Below are 24,209 nucleotides of genomic sequence, written 5' to 3'. Positions count from 1 at the left end.
CGGAGCAGAATACGTCTTAAGTGCGTATGGCCCGGCTTGCGGGGGCGTTGGCATGATGGGCGTCCCGTCGCCGACCCGAGCGGGTGATCATGGGCCCCACCGAGGACGTCTTCCGCTTCGTCGCCCTGCGCGACCCCGAGCCGCGCAGGAACGGCGCGCGGCGCCTGACCGCACCGGCCTACGACCCCGCCGCGCCGACCGCCCTGCATCTGCAGCTCGTACGCGTCGCCGGGCCGAAGGAGCGGGCCGAGGTGGCCGGGGAGTATCTGCGCGCGCCGTTCAACGTGGTCAGCGGCGAGGGCGGAGATCAGCGCAGGAATCCCCGCTTCATCGGCACCCGTGCGCAAGTTCCCCAGGTGATACGGGAGTTGAACGACCTGCTGACCGAGGCCGGCGACCGGATCTCCGGCAAGCGGATCGGGACCCGGATGGTCGAGGCGCTCTCCTCGGCGTTACCGGACCGGCCGAAGGAGCAGCAGCCTGAGCCGTCACAGGGCGATCCGGCACCATCCCAGGACGATCCGGCACGGTCGCAGGACAACCCCGCACCGCAGGTGGACAAGCACGGATACCCGAAGGGCGGATCAACACCGCCGAAGGGCAGGCCCACCCTGCGGGAGCTGCTCGACGACCCGTACATCCACGGGCTGTGGCTGGACCACGCGGACAGCCTGCTCGCCGTCACCTACGCCGCCGAACCGCCCGCCGCCGCCCGCGGCCTGCTGACCCGGCTGCTCCTGGTGTGGGAGCTGCTCAGCGTGCTGGCCGACAAGCCGGAGCTGCGCGCGGACCAGGTGAGCGACCTCCTCGCGAACGGCCTCGTCCTCGTGCCCTCCGACGCGGACACCCCCGCGCAACAGCAGCCACAGGACGCCAAGGAGCCCGGCGACAAGGCGGGCGAGGACAGGGCGCGCGCCATCGACAAGCTCGTACGCCTGGAGTCCTCCCTCACCGACCTGAAAGCCGTACTGCGCAGGAACCCCCTCGACAACTGGGCGATGAACGAACCGCTGCGCGCCCTCCTCGCCCCCACCACCCGCGAGCTCCTCCAGGAGGAGGGCCTCGCGGCCGACGGCACCCCCGTGCCCGAGCTCGTCGAGCAGCTCCTTACCCGCGCCGAGCGCGTCCACGCCCCCTTGCTGGCCCCGGCGGGCGCCGCGGAGCGCCGGCTTGCCGTACTCCAGGAGATCGCCCGCCGCAAGGGCTCGACCCTCGACGGCATACGGATCGACCCCGGCGAGATCCTCAAGCCGGTCGTCCCCACCACCCAGCCGGGCCAGGCCCGCCTCCTCAGCCCGCCGTTCATCGGCGAACTCAAGGTGATCCGGCAGCAGTTGCGCGGCTACACCTTCGGCGAGATCGCCCATGTCGAGAACGTCCTCGAAGGCGAGACCAAGGAGCGCCGGCACGAGATCGTGGACCTCCGCGAGGAGGAGACGACGTCCGTCGTCGAGGAGGAGCGCGAGCGCACCCACGACTCCCAGACGACGGAACGCTCCGAGCTCGGCAAGGAGACCCAGTCCGCGTACAACGAGAGCGAACAGATCACGCTCGGCGGCAGCCTCTCGGCCGGATACGGCCCGTATGTTCAGGTCACCGCCACGGCCGGTTACGCCAAGAACAACTCCCGCAGCGAATCGGCCTCTTCGAGCAGCCGCTTCGCCCGCGAGCTCACCGAACGCGCCAGCGACCGGCTGCGCAAACGCACCGAGGAAACCCGCAGGCAGCTGACCCGGCGCACGGTCAGCGAGCTCAACCGCCATGTCCTCAAGGCCCAGGACAAGCCGGTCGTCGGCATGTACCGCTGGCTGAACAAGGAGTACTGCGCCCAGGTCTACGAGTACGGCCTGCGGGCCCTGATCGAGATCGGCGTCTCCGACCCGTCGGCCAACCTCCGTTACGCACAGGGCAGGGGAGCGGGCCTGGACATCTCGATGGATCCGCCGCCTCCGCTCAACGTCCCGGGCACCAAGACCCCGCTGACCCCCGAACTCGTCGGCGAGACGACCTGGCGCACCCTGGCCGCCACGTTCCGGGTGCCCGACTTCCCGCCGCCTCCGGCCGCGATGATCACGGTGACCACGGCGTTCAGTATGGAGGCGCCGCCGGGGGAGCAGCCCTCCACGTCCAAGGACGCCGACGACAAGGAGAAGAAGGGGACAGGGTCCGAACCGCCGCCCCTGGTGAAGGTCAACACGGAACTCACCGTGCCCAACGGGTATGTGCCCACCCAGTACGTCGCCAATGTGCTCAGTGCGAGCGGGGATCCCCGGGAGCTGATCTCCCTCGTCTACGCCGATATCGAGGCGTTCTCGCGGGAGCTGCAGGATCAGTTCGACACGGACGCGGACTGGTGGAAGGCGATGACACCGTTCATGCAGCGCTGGTGGTCCTGGGCCCCGCAGACCGAGCCCGTGCCGGTGGTGAACGAGCCGGACCACGCGACCGGACTCCGCCTGCTCGCCCTGCTCAGCAGCCTGCCCAAGGTGCCCCAGCGCGTGCTGTGGAACCTCCGCAACTACCTTGACGCCTCCCGCGGCTGGCCACCCCGCCACCACGTCGACCTGGCGATCGGCCCGGTCCTGCGCTCCATCCCGGTCGGCCCCCAGAAGATCACGGGACTCTTCGACCACGGCCAACGCCTGGGCATCCAGGCCGAGCTGACCGGCGCCGAACCCGACGACCTCACCCTGCCCATCGCCGCCTGCGTCGGCGCACCCGCCACCGCCCTGTCCATGACGGTCTCGGTGATCTGCATCCAGACCACCGACCTGTACCACCGCTGGCAGATGCAGGCTTACGAGGCCGTCCTCGCCGCCCACGCCTCCTGGGAGTCGGACTTCCGGGCCGCCGTGGCCCAGGCCGAGACGCGAAGGGGTGTGGTCATCGAAGGGCGCAACCCGCTGGACAACGAGCGGACCATCCTCGACGAACTCAAGCGCTCCGCGGTCGCGATGCTCGGCGGTGTCGCGGCGGAGCAACTCACCGCCGTACAGCCGGGTGATCTGGTCGCCGGCACGCCTCCGTCGCTCGACCCCGCGAAGGCGCAGCGGGCGGGGCGGCTCGTCCGGCTCTACGAGGTGGCCTTCGAGTGGGAGCACGCGGCGTACACCCTGTACCCGTACTTCTGGAGCGGCCGCGCGGACTGGCCGGAGGCCGTCCTGCGTGACGACCCGGACCCCAAGTTCGCCGCGTTCCTGCGGGCCGGATACGCCCGCATGATCCTTCCGGTACGCCCCGGCTTCGAGGAGGTCCTCGCCAGCCACCTGAGCCTCAACATCCCCGACCCGTACCCGACTTCACCGGCCCCGCGCCCGGCGGACGACCCGTCCCTCGACCTGACGGAGGAGATCCGCGCCTCCCAGGACCGCACGGGCGGGGTGCCGACGGGTACGCCGTGGCCGGTCACGGTCCCGACGACGCTGGTCGCGCTGAGCACGGCGGAGTTGCCGTGGGAGGCGGGGCCGTGTGATCCGGAGCCGGTCGAGGGGGGTGAGGGCTGATGGGGGAAGGCGGGGGTTTCGACCCCACCAAGCCGTTCGAGTTCGTCGGCAACATGATCCAGTCGTTCGACGTACTGAAGAACTGGGTGCAGGCCCAGGACGGTCTGAGCGTCGAAGGTGACAGATTCGTCCTCAGGTCCCCGAAGCCGGCCGCGAAGGCGAAGCGCAAGCCGGCGGGGCGCCGGGACAATACGTCGCGGCGCGAGCAGTCGCAGCTGCGGGCGGGTGAAACCACTGCGAGCCCGCCGGCGCCGGACGTGGGCTGGCTGGACTGGCATCCGGAGGTCTTTCTGGTGGCCCGTACCGCGGGCGGGAAAGCCGGTGATGCCGAGGCGAAGTTCGGTGTCTATGCGCAGGATTTGGGTCAGGGGCGGGTTGGCTGTGTGGCCACCCTCATCAACCAGACCGGATTCAACAGCGCCTTCGGCGACCAGGTCGTCTGCCGCATCGGCGGCGAGATGGTGGATGACAACAGCCGCCGCCGGATGGTGACCTTCGAGGGCTGGATCAATCCTGTGGGGCCCGGGTTCGGACGGTTCGCCGGCGCCGTGCTGGTGTCGGTCGATCAGGGCAGGCTCAAGGTCGAACCGGGCGGCTGCTCGCAGATCGGCCAGGGGCCTTGGCGGCACATCGACTGGGTCAACAGCTGCTTCACGGTGACGGTCGGGCCTTCGGACTGACCCTGGTCCGGGAGGTGACGAGAACGATCGCCGGACCGGCCCGCCGCTCACCGCACCTCCACCTCACCCACCGCCTCCGGCCCCGCCCCCGTCTGCACGATCCGCACCCACCGCACCGAACTCCCTGCCGAAAACGCCCCCCACCGCTTCCCGTCCACCGACGACTCCACCCGATAACTCCCGCCCGCCGACACGGACTTCACCGCCCGCACCCGCCCCAGATCCACCTTCAGCCACGCCCCCGCCCGCTCCGGCTTCCACACCGTCGCCGCGCTCCCGTCCACCGCCGCCGCTGCGTACAGCCCCGGCTCCTCCGAGCTCGCCGACACCGGCCGGCACCGCGCGAGGGAGCCGCCCGGTGTCAGGTTCGGGCGGCGGGTCTTGAGGACGGCCGGCTCGCCGGGCGTCACCGGGAAGGAGCCCTGGGGCGACTCGACCGTGAAGGGCTTCCCGGACGTCAGGCGCACCGTCGTCTCGCGCGGCCCCACGTTCACGTCATACGTACGCCCGCGCCACGACAGCCCGTACAGCCGTACGCCCGAAGCGAGTTGAGGCGGCAGCGTCGGGTCCAGATGCGCCGCGTCCGGCCGAAGCCGCAGCCCCGTCAGACCGTGCGTGAAGACCTGCAGAAAACCGCCCTTGCCGGTCAGGAAGTCCTGCGCGGGGGAGCCCGCGAGGGGATCGTGCGCACCGGCCTTCTCGCCGCGCGCCTCCGAGAACAGCGCGAACGGGCCGCGCACGAAAGGCCGGATGGAGCGCTGCAGGTACGTATACGTGGAGCACCCGGGCTCCCCGATCGCGGCCGCGTCCACCGCGTGCACCGAGTCGGTCATCGCCGGACCGTCCGGGTCGGTGATCGCCGCATAGTGGTCGAGCGTCGCCGCCGCGGCACCCTTCGGCATCGGCCACTCCAGCGGATACATGAGCAGCACCGTGTCCGCCTGCTTGATCTTCGGCGCGGACAGCCGCTGGAACCCCTCGTACTGCCAGAAGATCTTCCGTCGTGGGTCGTACGGGATCCGCAGCTTCGAGGCGATCCGGCGCCAGGCGGGATCGGGCCGCCCGCCGAGGAGTTCGACGGCCTCGGCGGCGTGGCGCAGTGTGGTGGCCGCGCCCGCGTTGGTGAAGACCGCGTCGTCGACACCGTTGCTGTACTCGTCGGGTCCGGCCACATCGCGGATCGAGTACGAGCCGTCCTTGTTGCGTTCGGCCTTGTCGGCCCAGAACGCGGCGATAACGGCGTCCGCGGTTGCCTGGTCATGAGGCGAGGGCGAGGTTGTGCATGTGGGCCACGGCCTGGACCGCGTGGTGGAGGCCGTCGCCGCGTTGCCGGCAGTCGCGGAGGATCTTGTAGTTCTTCATCCGGCCGATCACATGCTCAACCCGGGCGCGGACCGTGCGGTGGGCGGCGTTGTCGCTCTCCTCGCCGGGCAGCAGCTCGCGGCGGGGGCGTTTGCGGTGCGGGGTGACCATGCCGCAGTTCAGGTAGGCACCGTCGGCCAGGACCGTGACGCCCTGGCAGTACTGGGCCAGGTCCGAAGCGCGCCAGGCGTGGGCGTCCGCGGTGGTCCCCGGCAGCGGACGACCGGCCGCGATCACCAGGCGCGTGTCAGCGTCCACGATGACCTGCACGTTCGCCGAGAACCGGTAGTTGCGGCTGGAAGCACCAACGGTGCGGTCGCGGACCGGGACCAGGGTGCCGTCCACGATCCACAACCGGTCCGCCGCGTCGGCCGGCCGGGCCACCGGCTCCAGTGCGAGCAGCGGACCCAGCTTCTGGATCACCCGGCACACCGTCGATGAGGAAACACCGAACAGCGGGCCGAGCTGCCGCATCGTGAGGTTGGTGCGGTAGTACACCGCCACGATCAGCACCCGTTCGGCCAGCGGCAGCGCCCACGGCCGCCCCTGCAAGGTGCCGTTCCCACCGCGCTCACGCACCGCCCGCAGCAACCGGCCAAACTGCTCAACCCGCAGCCCCGTGAACGTCTCCACCCACACCCGCTCGGCCCTCAACACCCCAGCCATACAACGGATATGCCCAGTTCAGAGCCTTGTGCAACACGCTTTAGACGCAATGCCGTTGCTTTACGGTTCTGCGGGTTGGGGGCGTTTGATGCGGATGGCTTCGGTGCCGGTGCGGGTGGGCTGGGGCCATGCGCGGTGTTCGGCCCGCTTGAGCCGGTAGTTGGACATCTTGCGTTTGACGACGCGGGGCTGGCTGCGCAGGCGTCTGGCGGGCATGAGTCTTTCCAGGAGGTCTTCTTGGAGTACTTGCAGTGCTCTGACCAGGAGTTCAGGGGGAAAAACCACCCGGGGTGACGGTCACGCTGCGGCGGGCGGAGCGCAGGGTTTCGGTGAAGGAGATGCGGTCGGGGTCGAGTTTGCGGGTGGCCGCGGTTCTCAGCATCAATTCCCGCAGCGCATGGTGGACCAGGAGATGGGCCCAGATCTGCTGGAGGACACCGTCAGGGGTCTTGCTGCTGAGCACGACCCGTGCGCCGCGTTGGTGGGTCTTGATCTCGGCGAAGACGGATTCGATCTCCCAGCGTTCGCGGTAGAGCGCGGCCAGTTGCCGGGCCGGATGGCGGCGGGCGTCCAGGAGGCTGGTGACCAGACGGTAATCGCCGACCGCAGCGGCGCCACCGGTGTCTTTGAGCTGGTAGGCCAGGACTCGGACCTCGACCGGATCACGTTTCGCCCTGTCGGTGCCGGCGTGGATGTGGGAGAGCCATGATCCGTCACGAAGGAGCTTGCGGACGGGCAGGACGCGGTTGGCGGGCACCCTCCACAGCAGGTCGGCTCCCGTGGCGGTGAATGCCCGCCACAGCGGAACGCCCAGGAACTCGCGGTCGGCCAGGACCAGCTGGCCGGGGCCGCATGAGCGGGTCAGGCGGCCCACCAGGGTGACTTCCCCGGTCCGGCAGCCGGCGAGTTCCGCGTCCAGCACCGCGTGGCTGCCCACTTCCACCAGAGCCGCCATCCGCACCTGGACGAAGGCACTGCGTCCCGTCCCGCGGCCGTTGCCGGGACGGCCGAAGGCGGTCTGGTTGGCTTCGGAATCGGCGACGTCCCAGCACGTCCCGTCGACAGCCAGCAGCCGCAGGCCCCGCCAGAACGCACCGGGCGTCGACTCGGCGGCCATCGGCTTCGCGGTCGCCGCGAACAGAACCTGCAGCGGCTCGGAACCCAGCCGCTGCCGGGCCCTGAACAGCGAGGACTTCGCTGGAATGTGCCAGTCACCCAGCAGCCCCAGACCGCGTAATCCCGCGACCAGATGTCGCATGACCTCGAGATACGGAGCAGGCGAGAACAGCGCCAGCCCCAAGACGAAGTACACGACCAACCGCGCAGGAAGCAGCCGCCTACGTTGCTCTGAACGTCCACACGCGGCCACCACCCGGTCCACCAACCCCGGCGGATACACCCAGGTCAACAGGCCAAGACCCGATAAGTCAGACGCACTCGCAGCCACCCGCACCACCCCCGGCACCCACTCCCAACCAGCCTACGCCCGCGGCAAAAGCAACGGCATTGGCTTTAGACGTCATCTCAATTGGTGGATGATTGTGTAGATAGTCGCTGGCAGACGTGCTGTGGTGACGGTTGAATGCCTTGGTGAGCGACTACTGGACACCCGCGCATCACGCGGTCGAGCACGAGGATGCGGAGACCCTGGCCCGGTTGCTGGCCGACGGTACCGATCCTGATGAGGTCTTCAGCAACATGACGCTGCTGACGCACGCAGTCGACGCCGAGGGCGATGGCTCCCTGCAGAGCGGTCAACCGTTGACCGTGCACTCCACTGCTGTGCTGCTGGCCTTCGGGGCTGACCCGGAGCTCGCCGATCCAGACGGTCGCACCCCCATGGACATGGCCAAGCACTACAGCCACGACTTGGCGGTGAAGCTGCTGCGGGCCCACATCAGCGGCCGAGCCGCCGGTAACAGATGAGGGTGCAGGCGATACTCGTGAAGGCGAGGAAGTGCTCGGCCGTGCGCTCATAACGACGGTGGAGACGGCGGCAGCCGGCGAGCCAGGACATGGTGCGTTCGATCGTCCAACGGTGACGCCCCAGCCGCTGGGAGGTCTCAACTCCCTTGCGGGCGATGCGGTGCCGGATGCCTCGGCAGCTTAACCATCGCCGCAGGTGGGCATAGTCGTAGCCCTTGTCGGCATGGAGCTTGCCGGGCTTGCGACGCCGGGGGCCCCGGCGGGACCGGACCGGCGGTATGCCCTTCACAAGCGGGATCAGGGCCTGGCTGTCATGGACGTTGGCACCCGAGATCCCCACGGACAGGGGCAGACCGGTCCGCTCGGTAATCAAGTGGATCTTTGAGCCGTCGAATCTTGGCTGCTCACAAGCTTCCCGGCGGGTGCCTACAGTAGTTTGACCCAGCGTCGCCAGTGGTCTTCGCGATGGTAGCCAGTGGCGGCCCAGGTGTGGTGGGCCTGTTCGTTGGCTTCCAGGACCATGGCGTCGACGCGTCGCCCGCCCAGGGCGCCGAAGCGTTGTTCTGCCGCTTCCAGGAGGGCGGTGGCGATGCCTTGCCGACGGTGGTCGGAGTGTACGGCGAGTCGGTAGGCGGAGCATCGCCATCCGTCGAAGCCGGCTATGACGGTTCCGGTGAGGTTGCCGTCGCGCTCTGCGAGGAGCAGGGCTTCGGGATCTCGTGTGATGAGTCGGGCCACTCCGTCGTGGTCGTCGCTGATGCTCGTTCCTTCCGCGGCTTCGCGCCAGAACTGCAGCACGGTGTCGATGTCCGAGAGGGTGGCGCAGCGGATGTGAAGATCGCTCATGGGGGGAGCCAAGCAGAGCGCTCGCCTGTCTGGCGAACGGGTTTCCCTGCCGGTGAATCGAGAGGGGCAGGCTTGGTCCCGAGTTTCCGCAAGCCGTGAGGCCGTCGGCCGAATCCTCGTGCATCACGGGTTACCAGGTTGAGGACCGACCTGTTCAGGGGTGCCTCACGGAACCGGACTGTGCCCTGCTCGGCCTGCCGCCGTAGCCGGACGCATTGGCCACTCGAGCGAGTGTCGGACGGGGCGCGCGTCTGGTGGACCTTGAGCCTTTCGAACGTGAGGGGGGCGTCCGGCAGTGCGCGTCCTCGACCTGTTTCCGATGACGCATCATGTGGAGTGCGTGGCGATTCTGGAGCCGGTCGCCAAGGGGGCCTGAGCTGGGGTTTTGTGCGTGCGCATTATGTGTGGTGTGGGCGTTACGGGCGATATCTTGACGCTGAAATGACGCTCGTGACGCTCATTTGACGCTCGTTCTGATGGGGAGTCAGGCGTGCTGCGCCGCAGGTCAGCCGATCTGAATGCGTAGGTCGGTCAGGCGCGATCGCCGAGGAATTTGTGGTGCCAAGCGGTCAAACTCGGCCACTGGTACAGACCGCCCAGCAGGTTCTTCGTCTGCTAACGGTACAAGTGCTCGGCACTGGTTGATCTGCGCGTTCAAGGCCAGGGACGACATTCAGCAGTCCTGTGGTCCGTGAATGGTCCGGACTGTGGCTGCTGGCTGCTGGCTCAGGTGCCGGCGGTGGTCTGGGCTTTAGGCAACCGGCAGGAGGTAGTGGCTGATGGACGCGCGGTCTGGCCGAACAGGGTTCTCAACCAGGAGTAGGCGTCGCTGCGTTGAGCGTGGTGCTTCGGGCAGCGGTCATGAAGGCTTCGCGGGCGGATTCTGCGCTGTCCATGAGCGGGTCTCGGAGCCAGCCGCCGACCAGCTGGTCCCAGGTCGAGGGGCAGCGGTTGGCGAGTTCGAGAGCCTGGTCCACCTGCGTGTCGGACAGGATGCCGCTGTCACGGAGGCAGAAGTCCAGCAGGTCCCTGTCGTTTCGTCTCTCCTCGTGTTCTTTGTCGGCCCAGCTGGTGAGGAGGTCCCACGCGACCCACGCCGCATTGTGGCCCTCGTGTGTGCAGTTCTCCACATCGCCGGAGCACCAACCCGTCTCGGCGCTGCCGGGGCACCATCCGGCTTCCAGCGCATCGATGGTCGAGTGGAGCACCGCCCGGTCGAGCGCTACTCGCTCCAGGTGCCGGCAGCATGCACGCAGCTGCTGCGCAGGGGACAGGAGGGCCGTAGGGGTGATGAGTTCCAACGGGGCGTAGGCATCTTCCACTGCCTTGGCGTGTTCCCAGACGAGGGGCTGGCGCAGCTCGTGTTCGACACCGGGCAGCCGTTTCACAATCCAGGTCAAGGCGTCCGTCGCGCGGAGGAACTCGACTGCCGCGTCGCCAAGTTGCGCGCGGTGCCACCGATCGTTTTCGGCGCGGTCCTGGGCCCGTACGGCCGTCAAGGACGCAGCGGCCTGAGCGCGTCCCGCAGTGAGCGCGGCGGCCGTTGCTCGCTCTGCACTGCGCTTGTTCCACCACGCCGCGACAAGGGCGACGGGTATGGAAAGAAGGGCAGCGATGGCGCCCGTGTCCGCCATATCCATGGGGCCCATCTTGCCGGGGCTCGCACGAACTCGGCGGCTGTTCGCCACAGACGCTCGGAATCGGCCTTACGGGGATGGTAGGGGGACGATCACCGTGTTGACCTTCGACGGGAGATGCGTCTGGCTGGACGGGTCATCCCTGACGCTGGCCGTCAGCTTCGTCGCCCGATTCCCGGTTTGCCCAACCGGGGGTCCACTGCTGTAATCCGCCGCGTCGTCGCGTTCCGGGGCGACTACGGTGGATTGAAGATCAGGCCGGTTTCGGTGATGAAGTCGTCGAGTAGACCGCTGCGGTACTGCATCTTCTCGGGGGCAAGGGGTCGCACCATTGGGTCAGCTGTCCCGGGAAGAGACGTATGTGGGATCAGGCAACCCGTGGGACTTGTGGAGCATCAGCGCGGCCCAGCGGCTCGGACGTAGCCTCTCACAGCATCTTCACGCGCTCGAAGGCGATCGCGGAAACAATCACCCCCTCCCCGGCGTTCTTGATCGTCGAGTCGAGGAGGGGAAGGTGTCGGGTCTGAAGCTGTTCCACACGACCAATGACGGCGTGACGGAGGTCGCGCCGCGTCTTGCCGAGGCCGAGGCGGATGTGCAGGGTCTCGTCGAGGCGCACATGGAGATGATGCTGGGGGTGCGGCTCCTGGCGAGCGAGTACGGCACGGGCCCGGTGCATGGGGGTCGGATCGACTCGCTCGGGCTGGACGAGAACGGCTCGCCGGTGATCGTCGAGTACAAGCGCGGCGTCGACGCCGGCGTCATCCACCAGGGCCTGTTCTATCTGGCGTGGCTGATGGACCACCGTGCCGAGTTCGAGCACCTGGTCCGCGACCGGCTCGGGGTGACGGTCGCGTCCCAGGTCCTGTGGAGCGGCCCGCGCCTGATCTGCGTCGCCGGTGACTTCACCCGCTACGACGTGCACGCCGTACGGGAGCACCGGCGCAGCATCGACCTGGTCCGCTACCGCTACTTCGGCACCGAGCACCTCAGCCTTGAGACGGTGGCTTCGGTCACCGGCCTGGCCGCAGTTCCCGGAGCAGCCCGTCGTCGCCGTACGCCGGAGGCGGCGCGGGTGCGCAAGGCGGATGGGGCGATGGCCGAGCTCGGCGCGGCCGTCGACGAGGTCCTGCTCGGCCTCGGGGACGGCATCACCCGGGTGCAGCGCAAGCAGTACCGGGCCTACCAGCGGCTGCGGAACATCGCCTGCGTCTGCCCGCCGCAGCAGACCAAGGTTCTCGTCTACCTCAAGGCCGACCCGAAACAGGTCGACCTCGTTCCCGGCTTTACCCGGGACGTGACGGGGCTCGGCCACCACGGCACGGGGGACCTGGAGCTGCAGCTGCGTACGGAGCGGGACCTGGAGCGCGCCAAGGACCTGCTCCGCCTCAGCTACACCGCGGCGTAGACCGGCGCATCCCGGTGTATGGGCTGGGCCAGCGCGGTGGTGGTACGGCGTGTGCAGTTGTCGGTCAGAGCTCGTAGCGCAGCCTTCCGACGTGACGGTCAGGGGTGGCGGTGGACTATCAATGATGCGGACGATTCCCGGTTTGGCCAACCGGCGATCCGCTGCTATGTTCCGCGGCTTCGTCCTTGGACCGGGCTGTCTCAGTGGGGCTGTCCACGCTAGATTGCGTGCACGAGGCCCCGCGTCATCCCCCGTACGCGGGGCCTCGTGCACGCCGTACCTGGTGAGCTGCTGTCACTTACTGGGTGGTCGGTAGGCCGCTCCCGGCTATTCGTGTCTGGCCTCAGCGGGGGCGAGTGGTGACCTTATGAGGCCCGCTCCCGTACGAGGCCGAGGCGGGGGTCTAGGCGGAGTGTGTGGCGGCCAGTGACGTACGGCTGACGTCCCCGTTGCGGGAGACCCTGTGGGGCAGCAGTCACAGTTCCGCCGCGGCTGGGGTTTTGCGCCATTCCTACGGGGCCTGAGTCTCGGGGGCCTCGACGGAACACCCCCGCATCGGCGGGACGGACGACATCTTGCTCAGGTCGGAGTCGGCGAGACCCGGTACACCCCGCGTTGGCGGGACGGACTGGCTGGCAGACGCGGCCAAGGCCGGGCAGGACGGAACACCCCCGCGTTGGCGGGACGGACGAATACCGGAGGTGGCTGCAGGCCGGCCGCGGCGAAACACCCCCGCGTCGGCGGGACAGACAAATCGGCAGCGCTCCACTTGAAGGGCACCCACGGAACACCCCCGCGCCTGCGGGACGGACGTGTTCGGCGACCGGGTCTGCGAGAACGTCGACGGAACACCCTCGCGTCGGCGGGACAGACGTCAGTGGCCATGGCGCGCAGCCGGTTGAGTTCGGAACACCCCCGAGTCAGCGGGACGGACCCCTCCTCCCGGATCAGCCAGGCGAACGCGTGCGGAACACCCCCGCGTCGGCGGGATGGACCGTGTGGCCTCTCGTGGTGCCCCTCGTAGTAACGGAACACCCCGCGTCGGCGGCACGGACACCACGAACGTGGCCAGCACCACCAAGGGCCTCGGAACACCCCCGCGTCGGCGGGACGGACTCGGCCAGCTCGTTGGGGTCGAGGTTGGAGAACGGAACACCCCCGCGTCGGCGGGACAGACCGCAAAGCCAAGGAGAAGGCCCTGAACGTCGCCGGAACACTCCCGCGTCGGCGGGACGGACATCAAGCGGCTGTCCGAGATGAGCCCCGAAGCCGGGACACCCCCGCGTCGGCGGGACGGACTCGAGGAGGGCGGGGATGCGGATGTCGGCCCACGGAACACCCCCGCGTCGGCGGGACGGACGGCTGGAGCCTGCTGTGCAACGACCTGGTGCTCGGAACACCCCCGCGTCGGCGGGACGGACTGGGTCGGCCGGTACTCCTTCACCGGCGAGAACGGAACACCCCCGCGTCGGCGGGACGGACTCTCCCGGTTCAACTCCCTTTTCCTCGGCGGCCCGGAACACCCCCGCGTCGGCGGGACGGACCTCACCCGGCTCCGCATCCCCGTCGTCGGCAGCGGAACACCCCCGCGTCGGCGGGACGGACCCACGAAGCGACGTCGTCCCGTACAGCGCCACCGGAACACCCCCGCGTCGGCGGGACGTACCAGGGCACCGACCTCGTCCCCAACCTCATCGACGGAACACCCCCGCGTCGGCGGGACGGACCGCTGGGATTCCCGCTGGGCGGGTTCGGGCGTCGGAACACCCCCGCGTCGGCGGGACGGACTCCGCCGTCGTCAATTCCGCCCTGGCCGCGCAGGGAACACCCCCGAGTCGGCGGGACGGACGCGTCAAGGCCGGGGTGGTCCCCGCGGATTTCCGGAACACTCCCGCGTCGGCGGGACGGACTCAATGACGACCTCGCGGTGAGTGCGGCGGACCGGAACACCCCGCCCCGCGTCGGCGGGACGGACGCCTCGGACTTCTTCAGCGCGTCGGTGGTCCACGGAACACCCCGCGTCGGCGGGACGGACATCGACGAGTACGCCGCATGCAGCCCTGAGATCGGAACACCCCCGCGTCGGCGGGACGGACCATCAGCGCCGCAACGTCGAGATCCTCGCCACCGGAACACCCCCGCGTCGGCGGGACGGACACTGACGGCGCGTTGTCTCCCTGGCACATGTCCGGAACACCCCCGCGTCGGCGGGACGGACGCGGCCACCACGGCGGACGAGGGCCCACCCTTCGGAACACCTCCGCGTCGGCGGGACGGACACGTAGATCGAGCCGTTTGGAGCGAACCGGATCGGAACACCCCCGCGTCGGCGGGACGGACTTTACGCGGTGGATTTTCCCGGCGGATTCCAGCGGAACACCCCCGCGTCGGCGGGACGGACACCTGGATGGTGGTGCCGACGGTGACCGTGGACGGAACACCCCCGCGTCGGCGGGACGGACGTCCTCACCGAACTGCGCGCCACCGGAGGCCGCGGAACACCCCCGCGTCGGCGGGACGGACTGGCCGACGGCACCTACCCGCCAAGAACCTGGCGGAACACCCCCGCGTCGGCGGGACGGACGGGAAAACCCTGAACGGGTCCGCGACGGTGGATGGAACACCCCCGCGTCGGCGGGACGGACATGAGGGCGGCCGGGAAGGTGGCGGCCCATTCCGGAACACCCCCGCGTCGGCGGGACGGACCGTGCCATGGCCCAGGCCGCGTTGCGGATGACCGGAACACCCCCGCGTCGGCGGGACGGACGTCCTCACCGAACTGCGCGCCACCGGAGGCCGCGGAACACCCCCGCGTCGGCGGGACGGACTGGCCGACGGCACCTACCCGCCAAGAACCTGGCGGAACACCCCCGCGTCGGCGGGACGGACCCTCCCGAGCCGCCAGAACCGCGCTGAAGGGTCGGAACACCCCCGCGTCGGCGGGACGGACACCACCAAGGCACTCGGTGGTACGACTCGTGCCGGAACACCCCCGCGTCGGCGGGACGGACTTCCTGACCTGCTGCCTAGCGATGGCTTTGCGTAGTCATTGCCAAATTGGTTGCAGGGTAGCGGGTGGCCATGGGCCTCACCGTACAAGTTGCTGCTCCAGGCGGTGTTGTCAGTGCGGTCTGGTTGAGTCGGGGCGTTAGTTCGAAGTGTGGTGGGTGGGGAGGGCGCTCGATGATGCGAAGGCCGTGTGAGAGGCCGGACGAGTCGGCATGGGGGAAGTCGCGTGGTCTCGACCCGTTACTTCCGCCGTATCCGTTGGTGCGGCATCTGCTGGATGCTGCCGCGATGGCTTTGTGGATCTGGGACCGTTATCTCTCGGTCAACCAGCGGCGGTGTATAGCTGACGGGCTGGGACTGGCAGATGATCATGAGCGGGCGCGGGCGGTCGTGGCGTTGTGTGCGGGGCTCCATGACATTGGCAAGCTGTCCGGTTTCCAGTTATGCGATGCCCGTGGCCGTGAGCGGCTGAGTACGGCGCTTCTCCGTGACATGGGGAGGATCGGCGTGGAGAAGCTGTCGCATGACGTGGCTGGAATGGCGGCGGTGCCGGCGGTGCTTGCCGCGCTGGGCTTTGCGGATGACATGACGGGGAGAGGGGCTGTCGACCGGGTCGCGGAGATCGTCGGCGGCCATCACGGCCGGTTCTACCGTTTGGAGAGGGAACGCAGCGGAGGCCCCGTCTATCAGTCGCTGCTGGGTGGAGCGGCCTGGGCGCGGCAGCGTACGGCGCATGCGTCGACGGTGTTCGAGGCGCTCGGGTCGCCTGTGCCTCCGGAGCAGTTCAAGGCCCCGGCCGCGGTGCTGGTGACCGGGGTGGTGATTCTCGCGGACTGGCTGGTCAGCCAGGAGGATTTCCTCAAGCGGCGCCAGCGGCGGCTTGGTGTTTCGCTGGAGGGGCATTTCGTGGAGTCGTGTGCGCAGGCGGGGAGGCTGGCGCGTGAGGCTGGGCTGGTGCCCGTGGAGCTGGAGCGTAAGGGCTTTGGTGAGGCGTACGGGATCGACGGGGAGCCCAACTCCCTGCAGCGGTCGATCACGGAGGAGTTGTCGGCGGCGTTGAAGGGCATGGGCGGGGATCGGGGCGGGGCCGGCATCATGCTGGTTACCGCGGCGCCGGGGGACGGCAAGAGTGAGGCCGCCCTGGAGGCGGAGCGGGCCATGTCCGCGGTCTTCGGGACGCGGGGGTTCGCGTTTCTGCTGCCGTCGATGGCCACCAGTGATCAGATGCACGGCCGCATCGCCGGTGTGCTGGCCCGCCAGAACGGGCAGGGTGCCGGGCTGACCCTGACGCACAGCATGGCGTGGCTGAGCAGTGCGTACGCAGACGATGTCCTCGATGGCGGGCCGCGGGTGCTGGTCTGCGAGGGGGAGGAGTGCGCGGGCAGCGGCACTGCTGGTCACCAGGCGCAGATGCGGCCCCCGCAGTGGCTGCGCGGTTCCAAGCGACCGCTGCTGGCGCAGTACGCGGTGGGCACGGTGGACCAGGCGCTCATGGCGGTACTGCCGGTGCGGCACAACGCCTTGCGGCTGCTGGCACTCTCCGGCAAGACGTTCATCGTCGACGAGGCGCATGCCTACGACCCGTACATGCAGGTCCTGTTGGGAAGGCTGCTGAACTGGCTGGGGGCCTACGGCGTTCCCGTGATCCTTTTGTCCGCGACCTTGCCCGCGTCGGTCAGTGACCGGCTGATCAAGGAGTACCTGCGGGGAGCGGGGCACACGGGCCGCGAACTGAAGGGGCGGTCGTTCAGGGCGCCTTATCCGGGCTGGCTGTATGTGGACGCCGCCAGCAGGGACCGCACGGACGGGGCTTGTGCCGCGATCTCCGAGAGCCGCCAGAAGGAGCAGGCCGCTCAGCGGTCCATGGAACTTCAGGTTGAGGTGGAGGCGGTGGTCCACGGTTCGTTGGGTGGAGCCCGCAACCGGTTCGCGGTCATCGAACGCCATCTGGAGCCGGTCGTCACCGGGGAGGGGGGCTGCGCGCTGGTGGTGTGCAACACAGTGGGTGACGCGCAGGAGACGTACACCCGGCTCCGTGCACGCTGGGCAGGCCGGGGCCTGGCCGACGGGGACCTTCAGTTGCTGCACGCGCGGTTCCCGGGCGATGTGCGCGAGGCGCGGACACAAGGTGTTGCCGACGGCATGGGGCGGACGGGACCCAGGCCGCTGCGGCGGATCATCGTGGCCACCCAGGTCGTGGAACAGTCGCTCGATCTGGACGCCGATGTGGTGATCAGTGATCTGGCTCCGCTGGCACTCCTGCTGCAACGGGCAGGGCGCTGCTGGCGCCACGAAACCTGGTGGGCCGCGCACGGACGGCCGGGCGGACGACCGCGCCCGGCCTGGGCGGCCGGGACAGGGCCCCGCCTGGTGGTGCTGGATCCGCTGGCCGGCGCGGGGAGCGTGCCGAAGCAGTGGGGGAGTGTGTACGCGGAGTTCCTCCTGTCGGAGACCTCGGACGTTCTGGCCGGGCGTGGGGATCGGCCCATCGCCATCCCCGGGGACGTCCAGGAGCTGGTCGAGCTGGTCCAGGGTGATCGCACGGACCGCTTCGACTGGGAGAACCCGGAAAAGTCCGCGGCGTGGTCGGCGTACACCGGCGATGACCACGCCCAGCGGAGCGTCGGCTCTCTCGTCGCCATTCCCCGGGCGCAGAAAGGGCTCGAACTGCGTGCCCTGCACCACCTGCAGGGCACGGAAGACGAGTGGGAGGCGGCCACCCGGCTCGGGGCGGACTCGGTCCGGCTGCTGTGTGTCTACGAGCACGAGGACGGCCGCGTCACGTTGGACGTGGACGGTGCGCAGCTCCTGCCGGAACCGGGTGAGGGCGGGCGGATGCAGGTGGGAGACGTGCGCACGGTGATGGGCAGGACGATCCCCGTCCGTGCCGACTATTTCCGCGGTGAGGAAGAGGGGCACCAGCCGCCGGCCGCCTGGTCCGATCATCCGATGCTCGGCGACCTTGCGGTCCTCAGGCAGCCCGTCATCGCAGGGCAGGTGCAGGCGGTCCGGGTTGGCGGTAAACGCATCTGGCTGGATGTGGAGTTGGGGCTGGTGAGGGAATGAACAGCGAAACCCGGTGGCAGGGCGTGCACCCCCACATCGGCGGGGAGAACTCGGCAGCTGAAGGCAGGCCGCACCTTCAGGCGAAACACCCTCACATCGGCGAGGACACCGCAGCCGGCACCCGCACCACCCTGGTGCGCGGGAGGACGGCACAGACGAGGTCAGGCCCGGCGACGTGCCAGGCGGCCGTACGCCTCCGCGGCGACGAGGAGCAGAGCGCCGCACGTCGTGCCGACAGCGGGAGTCGGCTGGATCACCAGAACCACAACGATCACGAGCGTGATGAAGACAAGGGGCCCAGCCCCGTGTTGCCGATCAGGCCATAAGGCCGGAACACCTGCTGTGTGTGACGTCATGAGGGTCTCCTGTGGTTGTACGGCGCCCAGCCGCGGGCGACGGACGTGGCTGGGCGTGAAGCACACGTCGCATGCTCAGGGGACGTTGTACCGCCCCAACGGCCTTGATCGCAATGGCCAGTTGAAGATCAAACAGCACCTTCAGGCTTCTTGAGACAGCCAGAGTCTGTGTCTGCTCCACTGGTGGTCTCGGCAGGAGCCAGGGCGTTGTCAGTGGCGCCTGTTTCACTGTGCGCAGCGGTTCCCTTCAGATCACGCGAGGGACACCGCCATGCCTTGATACGTGCCGATGAACGCAAGGGAAGGGAGGAAGGATGACCGGTCGATTCGACCTGCGGGACGAGCCATGGATCCCGGTACGCCTGTTAGGGCAGTCGCGGCGGGTCGGGCTGCGGGAGCTGTTCCACCGGGCCCATGAGATCGAGGACGTGGAAGTGCCGGTGCCGCCGGCGGCCTCCGGCCTGTTACGCATCCTGGCCGCGATGACGGCGAGGATCGCCCGCGAGGACGGTGTGCAACTCGGGGACGAGGAACTCACCGACGAGATCGAGGACTGGCTCACGCACCGGGCGAAGGTTCTGGCCCGGGGGCGGTTCGACACCGAGGCGGTGGACGCCTACTTCGACACGGAGGTCCCCAGCGGGCGATTCGACCTCTTCGACACGGAGCGGCCGTTCCTGCAGGATCCGCGCCTGCGAGCCGAATGCGTCGATGCCAAGGGCAAGCCCAACCCGTCCGGCGTGAACAAGCTGGTCCTGGGACGGCCCACCGGAGTCAACGGGGCAGTGCTGTTCGGCCACTTCACCGACGGTGATCCGCTGCCGGTTCCCGCGGGCGAAGCCGCCTGGCACCTGATCGCGCAGCTGTACTACGGGCCGTCGGGACAGTGCACTCCGCGCCGGATCACCACCGTCAAACCGGGCAACGGCGACGCGGGACCACTGCGCAAGAGCGTCTCCTTCCACGTCTGGGCGTCCGACCTGTTCACCACACTGATCCTCCAGGTGCCCGCCCCCGGCGACGGCGTGGATCTGGACGGCGAGGACCACTGCCCGTGGGAAGAGGACACGCTTGGCGATCCGCTCGGGCCGCTCGCACCCGTGACCTGGCCGGGACGGCTGCTCACCGGCCGTGCGCGGCACGCCCTGCTGCTGGAGCCGTCGGCCGAGGGCACCGCGGTCACCAACGCCTACGTAACCTGGTCCACGCATCAGAGTGCTCTGAGCGCCGCCGACCCGTATGTCGTGCTGGACCAGCCGAAAAGCGGCGCCGGCGCGCCGTTCGCCCGCCCCGCCGACGGCCAGCGCGCCATATGGCGTGATCTGGACGCGCTGCTGCTGAAGGACGATGGCCAGTCCCGGCGGCCCAGCACGTTCGAGCACCTGCCGCCCGCGCTGCGGCCGGTGCTGCGGGTGCGGGCGTACGGGTTCGACCAGGACGGGCAGCAGCGTGACAACGGCTGGTACGAGGCGACCACACCGCCGGTCCTGCGCTGGCAGGCGGACGTCGACGAAGAAATGGCCCTGTATGTGGCCCGCTGTCACCGGGCGGCCGAGTCGGTCGGCGACCAGCTGCGGTTCGCGGCCCGGCTCGCCTGGAAACTGACCACCGATCCGGGCACCGACCCGTCGGCGAAGGTGAGGCTGGACCCCAAGAAACCCGGACCGTGGGCTTCGGCAGCGCTCGCCCGCTACTGGCCGGCCGCCGAACGGGAGTTCTGGCACCTGCTCACTGCACAGCGGTGCGACACCCCGCCGCACCGGCCGTTCGTGGAAGCAGCGCTGAGCGCACTCGACGAGGCGATCGGCTCCGCTCGCGCCGACGTACGGGCAGCCCGCGCCCGCAGCCGCGCCCACGCCGTCATCCGCTCCGCCATCCCGTCCGGCGGACTCCCGCTCAGCGATTCAAGGACGTGAGATGACTTCCTCCTCGCCGCCGAAAACGGTGAAACAGACACAGATCGAGCAGTGCGACGCCTTCGTGGGCTACGTCCTTGGCCTGTGCCAGGACAAGAAGACCCAGGCCGAGCTGCGCACCGGACTCGGACTCCCGGTCGAGCGCTGCACCTACCTGCACCGCTACCTCGTCCCGCGCCTGCCCGAGCGGCAGCACCCCGACGCCCGCCGGGCCCGCTACGCCGTCGCGGCCCTGATCGCCGGCCGACCACGCACCGCCCGCGACGCAGACGCAGCAGCACACGCGACTGCAGCTGAAGCCGGCGCCGGAGAGCCGGTACCGGAGTGGTGGAAGCGGCCCAACCTGGGGGTCTCTCTTGCCCAGGCGGTCAACAAGAGGGCCCTCAAGCCCGCTTCGGCCGAAGGCGATCTCCACCTGATGACCCGCCAGAGCAGTGACGCGATCCACCCGCGGCTGCCGTCCCTGACCCGGCACCTGCTCAGCAGCGGCGTGCGGGTGGACTGGGCCGTGCTGCTCGACGACCTCTCCTGGTGGAACCACGACCGCGACCGCATCGCCACGCGCTGGCTGGAGAGCTACTTCCGCACGCGCACCCCCGACGACAGCCATGACCCGCTGGAGGAACACAAGTAATGTCACTCTTCGTCGATTTCAGCGCCATCCAGTCCGTTCCGGCGGCCAACCTCAACCGTGACGATCTCGGCTCGCCGAAAACCGTCATCTACGGCGGCGCCTCGCGTATCCGCGTCTCCAGCCAGTCCTGGAAGCGGGTGATCCGCCACGGCGTCGAGCAGGATCTCGGCGAGACCGCCGCCCGCACCCGCCTCGTGCCCATCAAAGTCAAAAAGACGCTCATCGGGGCGGGTTGGCCGGCCGATCTGGCCGAGTTCGCGGGGGCCCAGGTCGCGGCGAGCGCGGGGAAAAAGCCGCTGAAGACGGAGAAGGCCGGGCACACCTCCGTGCTGCTCTTCCTCCCCGAGAGCGGCATCGAGGAACTGACCGCCGTGTGCGGCGAACATCGCGAGGCACTGGAGAAGGGGCTGGGAAAGAAGGATCCCGGCGCCCTGCTGCCCACCGCCCGGATCGAGGAGATCCTCAAACGCCGCACCGCCTCCATCAGCCTGCTGGGCCGCATGCTCGCCGAACTCCCCGGCGCCAACGTCGACGGCGCCGCCCAGGTCGCCCACGCCTTCACTACCCACGCCAGCGAACCCCAGCGCGACTACTTCACCGCCGTCGACGACTGGCTGGACGCGGCCGACACCGGCAGCGGGCACCTGGACACCGCCGAGTTCAGTGCCGGCGTCTTCTACCGCTTCGCTACCATCAACGTCACCGACCTGCTGACCAACCTCGACGGCGACCACAAGGCATCCCGCACCGTCCTGGCCTCCTTCGCGGACCAGTTCCTCATGTCGCTGCCCCAGGCCAAGAAGAACAGCACCGCACCGCACACCCTCCCCGACCTCGCCTACCTCGCCGTCCGCACCCAACGGCCCATCTCCCTGGCCGCCGCCTTCGAGACCCCCGTCCCCGCCGACCGCGCTGGCGGCTTCTCCCGCCCCTCGCGCCAGGCGCTCGCCACCTACGCGCAGGCCATCAACCGCCTCACCGGCAACCGCAACCGGCCCTTCCACGGCCACGCCGGCATCAGCACCGAAGCGCTCGACGGCATCGGCGATGCGCACGACTCCTTCCACGACCTGATCGACGCCGCAGTCGACGCCGCGCTGCCCGAGTCCAAGGACGAGCGGTGAGCGGACTGCTGCTGCGGCTGGCCGGACCCCTGCAGTCCTGGGGCGAACGCTCGGCGTTCGCCCCGACCCGCGACACCACCTCCTTCCCCACCCGCTCGGCCCTGATCGGCATGTTCTGCGCGGCACAGGGCCGCCCTCGTGACGCCGACGACGACACCCTGGCCCGGCACGCGGAACTGGAGTTCACCGTCCGCATCGACCGGCCGGGCATCCGGCTGATCGACTACCACACCGTCGGCGGCGGACAACCCAAACACCTCACCGCCGCCACCAGCGGCGGCGACCACAAGGGCGACGCCGTGATCACCCGCCGCCACTACCTCGCCGACGCCGTCTTCACCGTCGCCGTCAGCGGACCCGACGACACGATCACCGCCATCGCCACCGCCCTCCACCAGCCCCACTGGGCCCCCTACCTGGGACGGCGCTCCTGCGTACCCGACGAGCCCTTCCTCCTGCGCACCGCCGTCGACGATCCCGTGCGCGAGCTCCTGGAACGGGTCCCGCTCAGCCTTCCCGAAGCCGGCGACCAGGGACGGGCATACCGAGGGGGCGACGTGCCGGTGGACTTCCTGTGGGAGACCTACCACCAAGACCAACTGCCCCAGGACGCCGTCACGCTCACCGTCCACGACGTCCCGCTCAGCTTCGCCCAGCACAGCCGCAGCCACGGCAAACGCCTCGTGCACCGCACCACCGAGCAACTGCCCGCAACCCTGCGGGCCGACCAAGCCAGCCTGCACCAACGACTGACCGACTACGCCCAGGAGGAATTCGCGTGAGTGACGCCGCGACCCTTGCCCGGATCCGCCTCAACCCGCACAGCCGCGACGTCCAACGTGACCTGCGCGACGCCGCCCAGATGCACAAGACCCTGATGCGCCTGGTCCCCGACCACCTCGGCGACACCCCGCGCCACAACTCCGGCCTCCTCTTCCGCGTCGACGAAACCGAGCAGACCAGCACCCTCCTCGTCCAGGCCACCATCCCGCTGGACGCGGGGCGTCTTCCCGCCGGGTACGGCCACGCCGAGATCAAGAACCTGGCCCCCATGTTCGCCGCCCTGCGCAAGGGACTGACCGTCCGCTACCGCACCACCGTCGACCCTGCCAAACGCGAACGCCTGCCCCTGGAACAGAAGAACACGCGCGGCAAAATCACGCCGCTGGCCGGAGCCGAGGCCGATCAGTGGTGGACCGGCCGCGCCGCCGCGGCCGGCCTGGACCTCCACACCCTGCTGCCGACACCCCTGCGCCTCGTACGCTCCGCGACAGGAGGCGGTTCCACGTTGCGGCACAGCCTTATCCGCTACGACGGCACCGCCACCGTCACCGACCCCGACGCCCTCACCATCGCCCTGCTCAACGGCATCGGGCGCAGCAAGTCCTACGGAGCGGGCCTGCTCAGCCTCGCCCCGACCACCACCGCGTGAGCGCACCCGACAGGACACCAGCCGATCCGAAGGGATCGGGCTGCTGTAAGCGGCTGGGACGGGAACTGTCTCTCGTGTTCCCACGTGTACTGAGAGAGGCATCATCAGCAACGGTCTAGGCCATGGACACACAGTAACGATGGGATTCTGAGGGTGATGATCGACGCATTAACGGCGATAGCTGCGGCCGGGGGCAGCGCTGTTGCGCAGGCTGCAGGGACAGATGCGTGGACAGGGCTCCGCTCGGCGCTGGCTCGGTGGTTCGGCCGCGGCAACGCGCAACGCGAACGAGTCACTCTTGAGCGGCTGGACCACAGTGCCACCGAACTCGCCTCTGCTGGCCCAAATGCCATCTCGGACCAGGTGATGGCCGTCTGGCGGACTCGCTTCGAGAGCCTGCTGGAAACCCTGGATGACGATGCACAGGAGCAGGCCGCGGCCGAACTCAGCGCGATCCTGTCTGCACACTCCCCGGCCCCCGGTGCCTTGGCAGATCACGCAGGGGTGGCCGTCGGCGGTAACCTGGACATCAAGGCCAGCCACGGTTCGGCAGCTGCCGTGGTGATGAGGGACGTGACGCTGGGAAACCCTACGGTGCCGGGCTCGGAGTAGGGATAACCGCACCCGGCATAACAACGGTCGAC

18 protein-coding genes, 1 pseudogene and 2 CRISPR repeat arrays are annotated in these 24,209 nt (G+C 69.2%); of the genes and pseudogenes, 11 read left to right on the top strand and 8 right to left on the bottom strand.

Annotation, left to right across the window (positions count from 1 at the left end):
- Positions 1–89: 89 nt before the first annotated feature.
- The gene (locus OG241_RS07405; protein ID WP_405814417.1) at positions 90–3,503 is read left to right on the top strand and encodes a hypothetical protein; all 3,414 of its coding nucleotides are present in this window, start codon (positions 90–92) and stop codon (positions 3,501–3,503) included.
- On the top strand, positions 3,503–4,183 hold the full coding sequence (locus tag OG241_RS07400) for a hypothetical protein (RefSeq protein ID WP_405814415.1): 681 nt from the start codon (positions 3,503–3,505) through the stop codon (positions 4,181–4,183). Before OG241_RS07405 ends, OG241_RS07400 begins: the two co-directional genes overlap by 1 nt.
- Positions 4,184–4,230: 47 nt before the next feature.
- Here OG241_RS07400 and OG241_RS07395 read toward each other — a convergent pair.
- The 4 genes and pseudogenes from OG241_RS07395 to OG241_RS07380 all read right to left on the bottom strand — a co-directional run.
- Positions 4,231–5,418 (bottom strand): annotated as a pseudogene (locus OG241_RS07395) (glycosyl hydrolase family 65 protein); the annotation flags it as partial.
- Positions 5,419–5,440: 22 nt separating this feature from the next.
- Positions 5,441–6,211 carry a transposase family protein gene (locus OG241_RS07390; RefSeq protein WP_405814414.1) on the bottom strand — a complete coding sequence of 257 codons (771 nt, stop codon included), beginning with the start codon at positions 6,209–6,211 and terminating at the stop codon, positions 5,441–5,443.
- Positions 6,212–6,271: 60 nt separating this feature from the next.
- Positions 6,272–6,427 (bottom strand): hypothetical protein, encoded by a 156-nt coding sequence (locus OG241_RS07385; RefSeq protein WP_405814412.1) that lies wholly within the window; start codon positions 6,425–6,427, stop codon positions 6,272–6,274.
- Positions 6,428–6,479: 52 nt separating this feature from the next.
- Positions 6,480–7,658, bottom strand: a complete 1,179-nt coding sequence (locus tag OG241_RS07380; protein WP_405814410.1) for an IS4 family transposase — start codon at positions 7,656–7,658, stop codon at positions 6,480–6,482.
- Between the two features lie 143 nt (positions 7,659–7,801).
- On the opposite strand from OG241_RS07380, the gene OG241_RS07375 reads away from it, so the two are divergent.
- On the top strand, positions 7,802–8,137 hold the full coding sequence (locus OG241_RS07375; RefSeq protein WP_405814409.1) for an ankyrin repeat domain-containing protein: 336 nt from the start codon (positions 7,802–7,804) through the stop codon (positions 8,135–8,137).
- On the opposite strand, the gene OG241_RS07370 is transcribed toward OG241_RS07375, so the two are convergent.
- The 4 genes from OG241_RS07370 to OG241_RS07355 all read right to left on the bottom strand — a co-directional run bounded on the left by OG241_RS07370 (position 8,109) and on the right by OG241_RS07355 (position 11,239).
- Positions 8,109–8,582, bottom strand: coding sequence for an IS5 family transposase (locus tag OG241_RS07370; protein WP_405826093.1), 474 nt, complete (start codon positions 8,580–8,582; stop codon positions 8,109–8,111). The genes OG241_RS07375 and OG241_RS07370 overlap by 29 nt on opposite strands.
- A complete protein-coding gene (locus OG241_RS07365) occupies positions 8,564–8,983 on the bottom strand; it encodes a GNAT family N-acetyltransferase (protein WP_256906353.1) in 420 nt (139 codons plus the stop codon). The genes OG241_RS07370 and OG241_RS07365 overlap by 19 nt, the downstream gene beginning before the upstream one ends.
- Positions 8,984–9,792: 809 nt before the next feature.
- Entirely contained in the window at positions 9,793–10,623 is an 831-nt protein-coding gene (locus OG241_RS07360; RefSeq protein ID WP_405814408.1) for a hypothetical protein, read from the bottom strand.
- Between the two features lie 424 nt (positions 10,624–11,047).
- Positions 11,048–11,239 (bottom strand): hypothetical protein, encoded by a 192-nt coding sequence (locus tag OG241_RS07355; protein WP_405826892.1) that lies wholly within the window; start codon positions 11,237–11,239, stop codon positions 11,048–11,050.
- Between OG241_RS07355 and OG241_RS07350 the strand changes: the two genes are divergently transcribed.
- The 8 genes from OG241_RS07350 (at position 11,150) to OG241_RS07315 (ending at position 24,177) form a co-directional block, all read left to right on the top strand.
- Complete coding sequence (locus OG241_RS07350; protein WP_405826091.1) at positions 11,150–12,028, top strand: transporter; 879 nt, start codon at positions 11,150–11,152, stop codon at positions 12,026–12,028. The two genes, OG241_RS07355 and OG241_RS07350, sit on opposite strands and share 90 nt — an antisense overlap.
- Before the next feature lie 1,086 nt (positions 12,029–13,114).
- Positions 13,115–13,938: direct repeats of the CRISPR family, unit length 29 nt; unit sequence CGGAACACCCCCGCGTCGGCGGGACGGAC.
- A 156-nt stretch (positions 13,939–14,094) separates the two neighbouring features.
- Positions 14,095–15,039: a CRISPR direct-repeat array (repeat unit 29 nt; unit sequence CGGAACACCCCCGCGTCGGCGGGACGGAC).
- Positions 15,040–15,109: 70 nt separating this feature from the next.
- A complete protein-coding gene (gene cas3, locus OG241_RS07345; RefSeq protein WP_405814407.1) occupies positions 15,110–18,103 on the top strand; it encodes a CRISPR-associated helicase Cas3' in 2,994 nt (997 codons plus the stop codon).
- 670 nt (positions 18,104–18,773) lie between these two features.
- Entirely contained in the window at positions 18,774–20,375 is a 1,602-nt protein-coding gene (gene casA, locus OG241_RS07340) for a type I-E CRISPR-associated protein Cse1/CasA (RefSeq protein ID WP_405814406.1), read from the top strand.
- Position 20,376: 1 nt separating this feature from the next.
- The gene (gene casB / locus OG241_RS07335; protein WP_405814405.1) at positions 20,377–21,009 is read left to right on the top strand and encodes a type I-E CRISPR-associated protein Cse2/CasB; all 633 of its coding nucleotides are present in this window, start codon (positions 20,377–20,379) and stop codon (positions 21,007–21,009) included.
- Positions 21,009–22,133: a type I-E CRISPR-associated protein Cas7/Cse4/CasC gene (gene cas7e, locus OG241_RS07330; RefSeq protein ID WP_405814403.1), complete on the top strand. Its 1,125-nt coding sequence runs from the start codon at positions 21,009–21,011 to the stop codon at positions 22,131–22,133. Before casB ends, cas7e begins: the two co-directional genes overlap by 1 nt.
- A complete protein-coding gene (cas5e, locus tag OG241_RS07325) occupies positions 22,130–22,915 on the top strand; it encodes a type I-E CRISPR-associated protein Cas5/CasD (RefSeq protein ID WP_405814402.1) in 786 nt (261 codons plus the stop codon). Before cas7e ends, cas5e begins: the two co-directional genes overlap by 4 nt.
- The gene (cas6e, locus tag OG241_RS07320; RefSeq protein WP_405814400.1) at positions 22,912–23,565 is read left to right on the top strand and encodes a type I-E CRISPR-associated protein Cas6/Cse3/CasE; all 654 of its coding nucleotides are present in this window, start codon (positions 22,912–22,914) and stop codon (positions 23,563–23,565) included. The genes cas5e and cas6e overlap by 4 nt, the downstream gene beginning before the upstream one ends.
- A 156-nt stretch (positions 23,566–23,721) precedes the next feature.
- Positions 23,722–24,177 carry a hypothetical protein gene (locus tag OG241_RS07315; protein WP_405814398.1) on the top strand — a complete coding sequence of 152 codons (456 nt, stop codon included), beginning with the start codon at positions 23,722–23,724 and terminating at the stop codon, positions 24,175–24,177.
- Positions 24,178–24,209: the final 32 nt, after the last annotated feature.

This window comes from Streptomyces sp. NBC_01390, from assembly GCF_045040105.1.
Lineage (GTDB): Bacteria > Actinomycetota > Actinomycetes > Streptomycetales > Streptomycetaceae > Streptomyces.
This window is presented reverse-complemented; position numbering and strand designations above follow the sequence as displayed.